Genomic DNA, 12,977 nt, shown 5'->3' on the forward strand with positions numbered 1-12,977 from the left:
ATGATCACGTTCATTGCGCCGCACCTCACCCTTCGTCCACCTTTTTGAAGGGATCAATCCTTTAGGGGGAGGCCTTTCCACTCGAAAGTGGCGGCGGAGCGAGTTCGTGCGGTGAATGCCCGTCGTCGGCCGAGCGTTTCGGAGTGATCAATTCCGGCGTCCACAGATCTTCCCCACAACCTGTGGATAACTTCTCGTGCGGTGTGGACAGCTGTGGACAGCACGGCTCCAAGTCCCGTTCCGCACAAGGGTTTCCGGTCAACCCTGATCCCTGCGACCGACTCTTTCAAGCGGTCACGCACCTTTTATTGACCTTGAGGAACACAAGGGATATTTCTTCAGGAAAGGGACACGGAAGGCGTCACCGCAATAGTGAGTCGTGAGCCGTCATCCCGCACCGGTAGCCTTGACCGCGTGATTGACCTTCGCCTGCTCCGTGAGGACCCCGACCGTGTGCGCGCTTCGCAGCGCGCCCGTGGAGAGGACGTCGCGCTCGTCGACGCCCTCCTCTCCGCCGACGAACGGCGCAGGTCGTCCGGCGTCCGCTTCGACGAGCTGCGCGCCGAGCAGAAGTCGCTCGGCAAGCTCATCGGCCGGGCCACCGGCGACGAGAAGAGCGAGCTGCTCAGGAGGGCCGAGCAGCTCAAGGCCGACGTCAAGGCCGCCGACGCCGAGCGCGACGCCGCCGACACCGAGACCCAGGAGCTCCTGCTCAAGCTGAGCAACCTCGTCCACCCCGACGTGCCCGTCGGCGGCGAGGAGGACTTCGTCACGCTCGAGACCCACGGCACCGTCCGCGACTTCTCCGCCGAGGGCTTCGAGCCCAAGGACCACCTGGAGCTCGGCCAGCTCCTCGGCGCGATCGACGTCGAGCGCGGCGCCAAGGTCTCCGGCAGCCGCTTCTACTTCCTCACCGGTGTCGGCGCGCTGCTCGAGCTGGCCCTGGTGAACGCCGCGATGGCGCAGGCCACGGCGGCCGGTTTCACGCCGATGCTGACCCCGGCGCTGGTACGCCCCCAGTCGATGGCGGGCACCGGCTTCCTCGGCCAGGCCGCGCAGGACGTCTACCACCTGGACAAGGACGACCTGTACCTGGTCGGCACGTCCGAGGTGGCCCTGGCCGCCTATCACATGGACGAGATCCTGGAGGCCGGCAAGCTGCCGCTGCGCTACGCGGGCTTCTCGCCCTGCTTCCGCCGCGAGGCCGGCTCGCACGGCAAGGACACCCGGGGCATCTTCCGCGTCCACCAGTTCGACAAGGTGGAGATGTTCTCCTACGTCGCCCCGGAGGAGTCGCAGGAGGAGCACCGTCGGCTGCTGGAGTGGGAGAAGCAGTGGCTGACCTCGCTGGAGCTGCCGTTCCGCGTCATCGACGTCGCCTCGGGAGACCTGGGCTCCTCGGCCGCCCGTAAGTACGACTGCGAGGCGTGGATCCCGACCCAGGGCAAGTACCGCGAGCTGACCTCGACCTCGGACTGCACGGAGTTCCAGTCGCGCCGCCTGCAGATCCGGATGCGCGAGGACAAGAAGGTGCGCCCGCTGGCCACGCTCAACGGCACGCTGTGCGCCGTACCGCGCACCATCGTGGCGATCCTGGAGAACCACCAGCAGCCCGACGGGTCGGTCCGCGTGCCCGAGGTGCTGCGTCCCTACCTGGGCGGCCGGGAGATCCTGGAACCGGTCGCCAAGTGAGCGGCGCGTCGTCCACCTTCCCGTACCGGCTGGTCGCCACCGACCTGGACGGCACGCTGCTGCGTGACGACCACTCGGTGTCCGCACGCACCCGTGAGGCGCTCGTCGCGGCCACCGTGGCGGGTGCCGCGCACATCGTCGTCACCGGCCGCGCCGTGCCCTGGACCCGTCCGATACTCGAGGACCTCGGCTACCAGGGCCTCGCGGTCTGCGGCCAGGGCGCCCAGGTGTACGACGCCGGCGCGGGACGGCTGCTGACCTCCGTGACGCTGGACCGGCAGCTCGCCGGGGTGGCGCTCGCGAAGATCGAGGCGGAGGTCGGCCCGCTGCACCTGGCGGCGAGCCGGGACGGCCTGGACGGCGAGGTGCTGGTCGGGCCGGGTTACGACGTCGTCGGCAAGCTGCCCGCGACGCCGTTCACGGACGCCTCCGACCTCTGGGCCGCCCCGTTGAACAAGCTGTACATCCAGCATCCCGAGCTGACCTCGGACGAGCTGGCCGCGGCGGCCGAGCGCACCGCGGGCGGTTTCGTCACCGTCGTCATGGCGGGCGAGGGCATCGTCGAACTGCTGCCGCTGGGGCTGTCCAAGGCGACCGGCCTGTCGCTCGCCGCCCGTCGGCTCGGCGTGAAGGCGGCGGAGACGATCGCCTTCGGCGACATGCCCAACGACATCCCGATGTTCGCCTGGTCCGGCCACGGCGTCGCCATGGCCAACGCCCACCGCGAGCTGCGGGCGGTCGCCGACGAGGTGACGACGTCCAACGAGGACGACGGCATCGCGGTGGTGCTGGAACGCCTGCTGGGCTGACGCCCGGCAGGTTCGGCGTTCGGCGTTCGGCGTTCGGCGTCCGGCGTCCGGCGTCCGGCGTCCGGCGTCCGGCGTCCGGCGTCCGGCGTCCGGCGTCCGGCGTCCGGCGTCCGGCGTCCGGCGTCCGGCGTCCGGCGTCCGGCGTCCGGCGTCCGGCGGAGGATGCACGGATCGAACGTGCGCGGGCTCTCACCCGACCACGGCTTAGCAAGCCGGTGCGTTACCACTCGGCCAATCCTCCGGGTGGGCGGCCCGCGCGCGGTGCGCGCGCTCGAAGCGGCCGCCCCGGGCGGTCCTCGGGGGGACTCGACGGAGCAGTAGGGATTACTCCGGAGTCCGCCTCGGGCCGCCCCGACGGAAGCGGAACGTACTGCCGTGCATGGGCATGGTCCCGCTCCTCTCCCGGCTCTCGGCCGCCGGACGTTCCCGGCGGCGCGGACACCTCACTGTGCCCGGCCGGGCCCGTCCGGCGCCACCGAATAAATCACCGCAGGAAATGACGAAGGGCGGTGCCGCCGACACCGGCGGCACCGCCCTCGCGCACCTCGGGGCGTGTGCCCCTCACTCCTCGCCGGCGAGCGTCAGCGTGCGCAGCTTCTGGCCGGCGTACCAGGTGGCCAGCACCGTGACGGCGGCCAGCGCGACCGTCGCCGTGGTCAGGCCCACGTCAGAGGTGACCAGTTCACCGCCGGCCACCTTCTCCGCAACGGCGAGGGACCACTGCTGGACGCTGAGCGTGCGCGCGCCGGGCACCAGGGAGCCGAACAGCGCCTCCCAGATCAGCGCGTACACCAGGCCGAAGACGACCGCGTGCCGCGAGACCGTGCCGAGCAGCAGGAACAGCGCCGCGTAGGCGATGGAGGCGACCAGCGCCGCCACCGTGTAGGCGACGGCGACCTGCTGGCCGTTGCCGTTGAGGATGAAGCCGGCGATCAGCGTCGGCACCGCGGAGAACACCATGGTGACGGCGACGGCGACGATCAGCTTGGTGTAGATGATCGTGGGCCGCTTGATCGGCTTGGACAGCAGGTACACCACGGAGCCGTCGTCGATCTCCGGGCCGATCGCGCCGGTGCCCGCGATGACGCCGATGATCGGCACCATCGTGGCGAGCGCGAGCCCGCCGAGGACGTCGGCGGCGGTCTGGTCGTCGGCGCCGGCGAGGGCGCGGACCGCCAGCGAGATGACGATCAGCAGCAGGGGCAGCGCGCCCAGGATGAGGGCCCGGCGACGGCCGAGCAGGGCCCGGTAGGTGAGCCGGGCGACTGTGGGGTCGTACATCAGGGCCTCCTACGCCGCGACCAGGTACGAGAACACGGACTCGAGGGACTCGTCGGACGGCGAGACCGTGAGCAGGCGGATGCCGTGCTCCCTCGCGACCTTCGGCAGCAGCGCGGTGAAGCGGCCGAAGTCGACGGCCTGGACGCGCAGGGCGCCCTCGGTGACGTCGACCTCGATGCCGGAGGTGGACGGGTCGGCGATCAGCGCGGCCGCGAGGGCGCGGTCGTCGCTGGAGCGCACCAGGTAGCGGTGCGGGCGGTCCGTCATCAGACGGCGGATCCGGCGGAAGTCGCCGCTGGCCGCGTGCCGTCCGGCCACGACGACCTCGATGTGCCAGGCGAGCTGCTCGACCTCCTCCAGGATGTGCGAGGAGAACAGCACGGTGCGGCCCTCGTCGCCCATGCGCCGCAGCAGGTCCATCAGCTGCATGCGCTGGCGCGGGTCCATGCCGTTGAACGGCTCGTCGAGCAGCAGCAGCGACGGGTCGTGGACCAGCGCTGACGCCATCTTCACGCGCTGCCGCATGCCCTTGGAGTAGGTGGCGATCTTCCGGTCCTGTGCGTACTCCATCTCCACCGTGGCGAGCGCCTTCTGGGCCGTCTTGGCGCCCAGGCCGTGCAGCTCGGCGTTGGCGAGGACGAACTCGCGTCCGGTGAGGAAGTCGTACATCGCCTCGCGCTCGGGGACGATGCCGATGTGGCGGTAGATCTTCTCGTTGCGCCACACCTGCTCGCCGTCGAGGGTGACGGTGCCGGTGGAGGGGGCGAGGAAGCCGCCCATCATGTTGATCAGGGTGGACTTGCCGGCGCCGTTGGGGCCGAGCAGGCCGGTGACGCCGGGGCCGATGGTCATCGTGACGTCGTTGACGGCGACCACGTTGCCGAACCAGCGGGAGACGTGGTCGATGCTGAGGGTTGTCACAGCCCCACCTTCTTGTAACGGCGCATCAGGAGAGCGTGGGAGCCGACGATCAGGCCCAGGGTGACCAGGACGAAGAGGATGCCCTCGGTCCGGTCGGGGCCGACCCCGCCGGGGAAGGCGGAGCTCGCGCCCAGGAAGGCGGACTGCACCCCGTCGATGAGGGTGATCGGCGAGAACAGGCCGATCAGGATGCCCGCGTCGCCGCTGCCCTGGACGTCGGCGATGGCCTGGAGGGTGGAGACGGCGCCGTAGGAGATGGTCAGGACGGCGATCACGGCGGCGATGCCGAAGCCGCGGCGCGGCGTGACCGACGCGATGACCAGGCCGATGCCGGCGAAGAGCAGTGAGAGCAGGGCCACGGACACCAGTCCCTGTGCGAATCCCTTGGTCTGGTCGGTGAAGTCGAGCTCGGCCAGCAGCGCCCCGACGTACAGCACCAGCAGGGGGGCGGCGGTGAGGATGAACAGGGCGGAGGCCAGCGCGGCGTACTTGGCGCGGACGTAGTCGCCGGTCTCGATGGGCCGCGAGAAGTACAGCGGCACGGTCTTGAAGCGCAGGTCGCGGGAGACCGACTGGGGCGCCTGCGAGGCGACGTACAGGCTGATGACGGCCTGCATGACGATCGCGTAGCGCGTGTAGTCGAGCGGCAGTTCCTTCGCCTTGGTGGCGACGGCGACGGCCACCATGATGGCGGCCGGCACGCACATCACGACGAACAGCAGCATCGGCAGCACCTTGGACTTGGCCGAGCGGCCGAGGCCGTAGGCGCCGCGCAGGGACTGCGAGTACAGCGACATCCTGGCGTACGAGCGGCCCAGGCGGGGGCCGTCGTAGGAGCGGTAGCCGATGTTGTGGATACGGGTGTCACCCGCCGGGGTGGCCAGTGCCTGCGGGGACTGCTCAGCCGCCATGACCGACCGCCTCCTTCCGCTGTGCGTCGTCGTCGTTCGTGAAGACCTCGGCGATCTGGTGCCGCCGCTGTTCCATGCGCACCAGGCCGAGCCCGAGGTCGGCGATCACGTCGCGGACCAGGTCGTAGGTGTCCTCGCCCTGCGCGGTGAGCAGCAGGATGTGGCCGGCGCCCGGCAGTCCGCTGCCGTCCTGGACGGTCACCCCGCGCGCGTGGAGCGCCTCGCGCACCGCGCGGGTGCCGTCGGGGTGCTCGTCGGTGTCGGTGACCTCGATCGCGAGGGTCGTGGTGGTCTGCGTGAAGTCCCGGGTGGAGGAGGAGCGCAGCAGCTTGCCGCCGTCCACGACGACGACGTGGTCGCAGGTGCGTTCCAGCTCGCCCAGCAGGTGGGAGGTGACCAGGACCGAGATGCCGAAGTCGGTGTGGATGCGGCGGATGAGGCCGAGCATCTCGTCGCGGCCGACCGGGTCGAGGCCGTTGGTGGGCTCGTCCAGGAAGACCAGTTGCGGGTCGTGCACCAGGGCCTGCGCCAGCTTCACCCGCTGCTTCATGCCGGTGGAGTAGCCGCCGATGGGGCGGTAGCGCTCCTCGTACAGGCCGACGTGGCGCAGGGTGTCCGCGGTGCGCTCCCGGGCGGCGGTGGCCGGCAGGCCGGACATGCGCGCCATGTGGACGACGAACTCGGTGGCCGAGACGTCCGGGGGGAGGCAGTCGTGCTCGGGCATGTAGCCCACCCGTTCCCGGATGGCGGCGCCCTCGGTGGCGACGTCGAGTCCGAGCACTTCGGCGCGGCCCTCCGTGGCGGGAGACAGACCCAGCAGGATCTTGATCAACGTGGACTTGCCGGCCCCGTTGGCTCCGACGAGCCCGGTCACACCGGGCCCGACGTCCACGGAGAGCCGGTCAAGCGCGGTCACCCGGGGGAACCGCTTGCTCAGGCTTTCGGTCGCGATCACAGTCACATCCATGAAGGTAGTGACCCGTACCACTGCGGTCGTCAGACCCCGGGGCCGTCTTGGGGTCCGTCTGGAGTCGTACGCGCCCGTAGGGGACGCCCTGCCTGAGAGTTATGCACAGCTCGGGGCGCACTGTTGACGGCTTGTCTCACAGCTGCGAGATTCGCCGCTGTGACGGGAATCGAGGGTGCGCGGCAGCGGTGGGTGCGGACGGGCGGGGTCGAGCTGTGCGTGGCCGAGTTGGGCGACCCGGAGCGGCCGGCGGTCGTCCTGGTGCACGGCTACCCGGACAGCAAGGAGGTGTGGTCGCGGGTCGCGCCGCGCCTCGCCGAGCGGTTCCACGTGGTGGCCTACGACGTCCGGGGGCACGGCGGGTCCACGGCACCGCGTCCGCTGCGCGGCGGATTCACGCTGGAGAAGCTGACGGACGACTTCCTGGCCGTGGTGGAGGCGGTCAGTCCGCACCGGCCGGTACATCTGGTGGGGCACGACTGGGGCTCGGTGCAGGGATGGGAGTTCGTCACGGCGCCGCGTGCGCGGGAGCGGATCCTGTCCTTCACCTCGGTCTCGGGCCCTTCGCTGGACCACTTCGGGCACTGGATCAAGAGCCGGGTGTCCCGCCCGACCCCACGCCGGGCGGGGCATCTGCTGGGCCAGGGCGTCCGGTCCTGGTACGTGTACGCGCTGCACACGCCCGTGCTGCCCGAGCTGGCCTGGCGCGGGCCGCTCGGCCGGTACTGGCCGCGGCTGCTGGAGCGTATGGAACGGGCGCCCGGAGACGGCTACCCGACGGCGTCCCTGCCGTCGGACGCGGCGCACGGCGCCTGGCTCTACCGGGACAACGTGCGGTCCAGGCTGGGCGACCCGCGTCCCGACGCCTACGCGCACGTACCCGTGCAGCTCGTCACGCCGCTGGGGGACAGGTTCCTCTCGCCTCGGCTCCACGACGGCCTGGAGCAATGGGCGCCCCGGCTGACCCGGCGCACGCTGTCGTCGGGCCACTGGGTGCCGCGCAGCAGGCCCGACCAGCTGGCCACCTGGATCGCCGACTTCGTGACGTCCGTGGAGGACGGACGGCCCGAGGGGCGGGCCGGGGGCCGGTACGCCGACCGGTTCGGCGGGCGGCTGGTGCTGGTGACGGGCGCGGGGAGCGGCATCGGGCGGGCCACCGCGCTGGCGTTCGCCGAGGCGGGCGCGCGGGTGGTGGCGGTCGACCGGGACACCGGCGCGGCGCTCCGCACCGCCGGGGAGGCCCGGGCGCGGGGCGCGGCGGACGCCTGGGCGGAGACGGCCGACGTGGCCGACGAGCAGGCCGTGGAGAAGCTCGCCGAGCGGGTCACCGCCGCGCACGGGGTGGTGGACGTGCTGGTGAACAACGCGGGCGTCGGCCTGGGCGGCGCCTTCCTCGACACCACGACGGAGGACTGGAAGCGGGTCCTCGACGTCAACCTGTGGGGCGTGATCCACGGCTGTCTGTACTTCGGACGGCGGATGGCGGAGCGCGGGCAGGGCGGCCACATCGTCAACGTGGCGTCCGCGGCGGCGTTCCAGCCGTCGCGGGCGCTGCCCGCCTACGGGGCGTCGAAGGCGGCGGTGCTGATGCTCAGCGAGTCCCTGCGGGCCGAGCTGGCGGAGCGGGGGATCGGTGTGACGGCGGTGTGCCCGGGATTCGTCAACACGGGCATCACGTCCACCGCGCGATTCGCGGGCACGGACGCGGCGGAGGAGCGGCGCAGGCGGCGGAAGGCGGCACGGCTGTACGGGCTGCGGAACTACCCGCCGGAGAAGGTCGCCGCCGCGGTACTGCGCGCGGTGGTGCGCGACCAGGCGGTCGTGCGGGTCACCCCGGAGGCGCGGGCCGCGTACGCGCTGGCGCGCTGGCTGCCGGGGGCGGCGCGGAGGGTCGCGCGGGTGAAGCCGCCGGTCTGAGAGGGCCGGTTGTCCACAGAACCCCTCGTTCCGCTGTGGATAACCTCACTTATCTGTGGATCAAACCTTCGGATGTAAATCGATCGCGTGATGCGCGTCTCTCCCGGCAGTCTGAACAGATGGACGAAAGACGCACCGTGCGGGTGTCGAAGTACCTCGCGAAGCATCTGCGCCACCAGCCCGAGCGGATCGGGCTGACCCCCGACGCGGCCGGCTGGGTGGAGATCGACGCGCTGATCGCCGCAGCGGCGGACCACGGCTTCCCGATCACCCGGGACGAACTGGACCATGTCGTCGCCGCCAACGACAAGCGGCGTTTCGCCGTCGAGGGCTCCCGGATCCGCGCCAGCCAGGGCCACACCATCCCCGTGGACCTTCAGTTGCCTACCGCCGTGCCCCCGGCCTGGCTCTACCACGGCACCGTCGCCCGGCACCTGGACGCGATCCGCTGCGAGGGCCTGCGGCCCATGGACCGGCACGCCGTGCATCTCTCCGCCGACCGCGAGACCGCCACCCGCGTCGGCGCCCGCCGGGGACGGCCGGTGGTGCTGTCGGTCGATGCGGGCGCCATGCACCGCGACGGCCATGTCTTCCACGTCAGCGCCAACGGCGTCTGGCTGACCGAGGCCGTTCCCAGCCGGTATCTGCGCTTCGGCGAGAGCCGGTAGGCCATGATCGACGGCATGGAGCATCTGCCCACCACCGAGGCCGCCGTCACCGCCCTCCGTGCCCTCGCCGAGCGGTACGGACGCGAGATCGAGGTCACCCACGACATCGGCGCCGACCAGACCTCGCGCCGCACCGCGGCCGGCGTCGGTGTGACCACCGACCCCGACGGCTCCCTGCCGCACGAGGCTCATGCCGAGTTCGGCGGCCTGCCCCGAGTGCGGGTGCGCCTGTTCCCGGAGGACGACGCGCTGATCGACGTCGAGGGCGTCGAATGCCCGGACATCCCCCGCGACGACGTACCCGCCTTTCTGCGCTCGCTGTTCGACGGGCTGGCGTATGTGAAGGCGCGGCGCTTCCCGCCGGGCTACTTCCTCGTCGTGCCGCTGCCGGGGGACCGGACGCACAAGGAGTTCATCCCGATGGTCGTGCTCACTCCCTGGCTGAGCGCCCGAGTACGGTGACGGGCGAGCAGCGGGGGCCCGGGAGGCCTCACGTGTTTCACGTGAAACCGGACGCGCCGCTTAGGCTCGGGGCATGAGCCTGCGTCTGAGCACCGTGATCCTCCCGTACCGCCGCTGGCACGAAGGCAGCCGTTCCGCCTGGGTGCGGGCCGAGGAGCTGGGCTTCCACGCGGGCTACACCTACGACCACCTGTCCTGGCGGAGTTTCCGCGACGGCCCCTGGTTCGGCGCCGTCCCGACCCTGGCCGCCGCCGCGGGCGTGACCGAGCGCATGCGGCTCGGCACTCTGGTCACCTCGCCGAACTTCCGGCACCCGGTCACCCTGGCCAAGGAGCTCATCTCCCTCGACGACATCTCGGGCGGCCGCGTCACCCTCGGCATCGGCGCGGGCGGCACCGGCTTCGACGCCACCGCCCTCGGCCAGGAGCCGTGGACCCCACGCGAGCGCGCCGACCGCTTCGCCGAGTTCGTGCCCCTGCTGGACCGGCTGCTCACCGAGGACGCCGTGTCGTACGAGGGCGACTTCTACCAGGCGCACGAGGCGCGCAACATCCCCGGCTGTGTCCAACGGCCCCGGCTGCCCTTCGCCGTGGCGGCGACCGGCCCACGGGGACTGCGGCTCGCGGCCCGGTACGGACAGGCGTGGGTGACCACCGGCGACCCGAAGCTGTACGAGGACGGCACACCCGAGCAGTCGGTTCAGGCCATTCGCGGTCAGGCCGAGAAGCTCGCCGGCGCCTGCGCCGAGATCGGCCGGGACGTGACCGAGCTGGACAAGATCCTGCTGACCGGGTTCACCCCCGACCGGGGCCGCCCGCTGGAGTCCCTGGACGCCTTCGTCGACTTCGCCGGCCGCCACGTCGAGCTGGGATTCAACGAGATCGTGGTGCACTGGCCCATCCCGGGCTCCGACTTCGCGGCTGACCAGAAGGTCTTCGAACGGATCGCGATGGAGGCCCTGGCGCAGCTGCGGTGAACGAGAACGGGTGCCGCCCCTCCGATGCGGGACGAGAAGCCGCTGGTGACATCGGTAATCACTCAGATGTGCGGAGTCCCGCACGACCGTGCGGGCATATGCGGGACAATGAGCGGGTGACCTCAGCGATCCGAGAGCCCGAGACCCCGGCCGCCACCACCCCACCGCGGCTCATCGCCACCGACCTCGACGGCACCCTGCTCCGCGACGACAAGTCGGTGTCCCCACGGACCGTCGCCGCCCTGGCCGCCGCCGAGGAGGCCGGCATCGAGGTCTTCTTCGTCACCGGCCGCCCGGCCCGCTGGATGGACGTGGTCAGCGACCATGTGCACGGCCACGGCCTCGCCATCTGCGGCAACGGCGCCGCCGTCGTCGACCTGCACGGCGGCCCGGGCGCGCACCGCTTCGTCAAGGTGCGCGAGCTGCCCCGGAACAACGCCCTGGAGGCGGTGGGCCTGCTGCGCGACGCCGCCCCGGGCACGGTGTACGCCGTGGAGCAGACCTACGGCTTCTACCAGGAGCCCGCGTACCCGAAGCTGCACATGGAGGTCCCGGACGACCTGGCGCCCGCCGAGGACCTGCTGGCCGACGGCTCCCCCACCACCGCCGAACCGGTGCTCAAGATCCTGGCGTTCCACCCCGAGATGGAGCCGGACGCGTTCCTCACCCTGGCCCGGCTCGCCGTCGGTGAGCGCGCCACCGTGACCCGCTCCAGCCCGAGCGCCCTGCTGGAGATCAGCGGACCCGACGTCTCCAAGGCGAGCACCCTCGCGCTGTGCTGCGCCGAGCGGGGCATCTCGCACGAGGAGGTCGTCGCCTTCGGCGACATGCCGAACGACGTCGAGATGCTGACCTGGGCGGGCCGCTCGTACGCGATGGGCAACGCCCACCCGGACGTGCTGGCCGCCGCCTCGGGTCACACGGTCGCGAACAACGACGACGGCGTGGCCGTGGTGATCGAGCAGCTGCTGAACGGGCGGATCTGAGTCCTGCGGTTCACGGGACGGGTCGGGCCGGCCGGGGCCGCCGCTCAGAGGGTCACCCCGCGTGCGGTGAGCCACGACACCGGGTCCACCGACGACCCCATCTCCGGGGTCACGCGTACCTCGAAGTGCAGGTGCGGACCGGTGGAGTTGCCGCTGGTGCCGGACTGCCCGATCCACTGCCCAGGAGTCACCCGCTCCCCCTGGTCGACGGCGACGGCGGCCAGGTGCGCGTACTGGGTGTAGTAGCCGCCCGGGTGCTCGACCACGATCTCGATGCCGAACGCGCCGCCGCAGGACACCTTCACCACGGTGCCGCTGCCCACGGACCGCACCGGCGTCCCGATCGGCACCGCGAAGTCCTGTCCGGTGTGCCGGTTCGCCCAGCGCGCGCCGCCGCTGCCGTAGGAGGCGGACAGCTCGTACGCCTCCACGGGCGCCACCCACGGGGTGGTGAACTGCGCCGGCGGCTGGTCGAGACGTACGGCACCACGGCAGGCGCCAGCCGCCACCGAGGCGTCCGCCTCGCCCTGGAGCTGCCGGCGCGCCGTCTCGAGCTTGTCCTCGATGTCCCGCTGCAGCGCGGCGAGTTCCTCGTTCCGCTCCTCCAGCTTCTTCCAGGCCGCCCCCGCCTTCGCCTCGTCCCGGGCGAGCCGCGCCTCGGCCCGTTGACTGCGGCCGAGCGCCTGGTCCAGCGCGACCTCGGCGTGGTGCACCACACGCTGACCACGCATCAGCTGCTCGGGGTCGTCGGCGAGAAGCATGTGCGCGGTGAGCGGAAGCCCGCCGCCGTCCCGGTACTGGGAGCTGGCGATCCGGCCCAGGTCCTCACGGAGCACGGCGGCCTCCTGCCGCTCGTGGTCGAGCCGCTCCTCCAGCTGCTGCGCCAGCTCGCGCTGCTTCTCCGCCTCCTCGCGCCCGGCCTCGTACCGCTCGGTGGCCTTCGCCGCCTCCTCGTACAGCCGCGCCACCTCGGCGCTGACGGAGGGCGAGCCGTGGCCGGGGGCGTGGGATCCGTCGCCCTCGGCGGGCCGGGCGGCGAGCACGGCGAGCGCGCAGAACAGCACGGCGACGAGCAGCGGACGACGGCGGGTGAGACGCATGCCTGCGATCCTGTCCCCGCTCCGGGCCGGGCGGCGCGTTCACGTCGTACACATGGGGGAGGACACGCCCCCGGACGGATGCTTCGGCGGCCGCCGGAAGCCCGGCGACGCTGACGAGGCGTCAACGTCCGTTCGCTGCCGCGTCCCTCCGGAATCGAACTGGCGGTCAGGCACTCCCCGGATCGGGTGCCCGATGCTCATGTGGCTGCCGTGGCCCGCGTGACTCGATGATCCTTGTAGGGCGCAAGCAACGGGCTGCAGACCGGTGTCTTGCGCATGTCCCCCAC

General features: G+C 71.6%; 12 protein-coding genes and 1 tRNA gene. 7 read left to right on the forward strand and 6 right to left on the reverse strand.

Features of this window, described 5'->3' with window-relative positions:
• The first annotated feature begins 414 nt into the window (after window positions 1-414).
• On the forward strand, window positions 415-1,692 hold the full coding sequence (gene serS / locus MTR79_RS33015; protein ID WP_189363735.1) for a serine--tRNA ligase: 1,278 nt from the start codon (window positions 415-417) through the stop codon (window positions 1,690-1,692).
• Window positions 1,689-2,501 carry an HAD family hydrolase gene (locus tag MTR79_RS33020; protein ID WP_244792935.1) on the forward strand — a complete coding sequence of 271 codons (813 nt, stop codon included), beginning with the start codon at window positions 1,689-1,691 and terminating at the stop codon, window positions 2,499-2,501. The genes serS and MTR79_RS33020 overlap by 4 nt, the downstream gene beginning before the upstream one ends.
• A gap of 156 nt (window positions 2,502-2,657) precedes the next feature.
• On the opposite strand, the gene MTR79_RS33025 is transcribed toward MTR79_RS33020, so the two are convergent.
• The 5 genes from MTR79_RS33025 to MTR79_RS33045 form a co-directional block, all read right to left on the reverse strand.
• Window positions 2,658-2,742: transfer RNA gene (locus MTR79_RS33025), tRNA-Ser, on the reverse strand.
• 320 nt (window positions 2,743-3,062) lie between these two features.
• On the reverse strand, window positions 3,063-3,782 hold the full coding sequence (locus MTR79_RS33030; protein WP_033273304.1) for an ABC transporter permease: 720 nt from the start codon (window positions 3,780-3,782) through the stop codon (window positions 3,063-3,065).
• Window positions 3,783-3,791: 9 nt separating this feature from the next.
• On the reverse strand, window positions 3,792-4,703 hold the full coding sequence (locus MTR79_RS33035) for an ABC transporter ATP-binding protein (RefSeq protein WP_244792937.1): 912 nt from the start codon (window positions 4,701-4,703) through the stop codon (window positions 3,792-3,794).
• Entirely contained in the window at window positions 4,700-5,614 is a 915-nt protein-coding gene (locus tag MTR79_RS33040; RefSeq protein ID WP_048460241.1) for an ABC transporter permease, read from the reverse strand. Before MTR79_RS33040 ends, MTR79_RS33035 begins: the two co-directional genes overlap by 4 nt.
• Window positions 5,604-6,569 carry an ABC transporter ATP-binding protein gene (locus MTR79_RS33045; protein WP_048460242.1) on the reverse strand — a complete coding sequence of 322 codons (966 nt, stop codon included), beginning with the start codon at window positions 6,567-6,569 and terminating at the stop codon, window positions 5,604-5,606. The genes MTR79_RS33040 and MTR79_RS33045 overlap by 11 nt, the downstream gene beginning before the upstream one ends.
• A 171-nt stretch (window positions 6,570-6,740) precedes the next feature.
• On the opposite strand from MTR79_RS33045, the gene MTR79_RS33050 reads away from it, so the two are divergent.
• The 5 genes from MTR79_RS33050 to MTR79_RS33070 all read left to right on the forward strand — a co-directional run bounded on the left by MTR79_RS33050 (window position 6,741) and on the right by MTR79_RS33070 (window position 11,590).
• Entirely contained in the window at window positions 6,741-8,498 is a 1,758-nt protein-coding gene (locus MTR79_RS33050) for an SDR family oxidoreductase (protein WP_189363738.1), read from the forward strand.
• Window positions 8,499-8,617: 119 nt separating this feature from the next.
• Window positions 8,618-9,166, forward strand: coding sequence for an RNA 2'-phosphotransferase (locus tag MTR79_RS33055; protein ID WP_244792939.1), 549 nt, complete (start codon window positions 8,618-8,620; stop codon window positions 9,164-9,166).
• Window positions 9,167-9,169: 3 nt separating this feature from the next.
• Window positions 9,170-9,628, forward strand: a complete 459-nt coding sequence (locus MTR79_RS33060) for a hypothetical protein (RefSeq protein WP_086702822.1) — start codon at window positions 9,170-9,172, stop codon at window positions 9,626-9,628.
• 73 nt (window positions 9,629-9,701) lie between these two features.
• Window positions 9,702-10,604 (forward strand): LLM class flavin-dependent oxidoreductase, encoded by a 903-nt coding sequence (locus MTR79_RS33065; protein ID WP_244792941.1) that lies wholly within the window; start codon window positions 9,702-9,704, stop codon window positions 10,602-10,604.
• Between the two features lie 98 nt (window positions 10,605-10,702).
• Window positions 10,703-11,590 (forward strand): Cof-type HAD-IIB family hydrolase, encoded by an 888-nt coding sequence (locus MTR79_RS33070; protein ID WP_175447259.1) that lies wholly within the window; start codon window positions 10,703-10,705, stop codon window positions 11,588-11,590.
• Between the two features lie 44 nt (window positions 11,591-11,634).
• On the opposite strand, the gene MTR79_RS33075 is transcribed toward MTR79_RS33070, so the two are convergent.
• Complete coding sequence (locus MTR79_RS33075) at window positions 11,635-12,690, reverse strand: M23 family metallopeptidase (protein ID WP_244792943.1); 1,056 nt, start codon at window positions 12,688-12,690, stop codon at window positions 11,635-11,637.
• Window positions 12,691-12,977 lie beyond the last annotated feature (287 nt).

The sequence above is a fragment of the Streptomyces sp. BJ20 genome, assembly GCF_022869105.1.
In the GTDB taxonomy this organism is placed as follows: Bacteria; Actinomycetota; Actinomycetes; order Streptomycetales; family Streptomycetaceae; genus Streptomyces; species Streptomyces griseoincarnatus.

Coding starts and splice junctions, on each gene's coding strand:
- MTR79_RS33030 (WP_033273304.1), bottom strand. CDS start 3,782: ATGTACGACCCCACAGTCGCCCGGCTCACCTACCGGGCCCTGCTCGGC.
- MTR79_RS33040 (WP_048460241.1), bottom strand. CDS start 5,614: ATGGCGGCTGAGCAGTCCCCGCAGGCACTGGCCACCCCGGCGGGTGAC.
- MTR79_RS33055 (WP_244792939.1), top strand. CDS start 8,618: ATGGACGAAAGACGCACCGTGCGGGTGTCGAAGTACCTCGCGAAGCAT.
- MTR79_RS33060 (WP_086702822.1), top strand. CDS start 9,170: ATGATCGACGGCATGGAGCATCTGCCCACCACCGAGGCCGCCGTCACC.
- MTR79_RS33065 (WP_244792941.1), top strand. CDS start 9,702: ATGAGCCTGCGTCTGAGCACCGTGATCCTCCCGTACCGCCGCTGGCAC.
- MTR79_RS33070 (WP_175447259.1), top strand. CDS start 10,703: ATGCGGGACAATGAGCGGGTGACCTCAGCGATCCGAGAGCCCGAGACC.
- MTR79_RS33075 (WP_244792943.1), bottom strand. CDS start 12,690: ATGCGTCTCACCCGCCGTCGTCCGCTGCTCGTCGCCGTGCTGTTCTGC.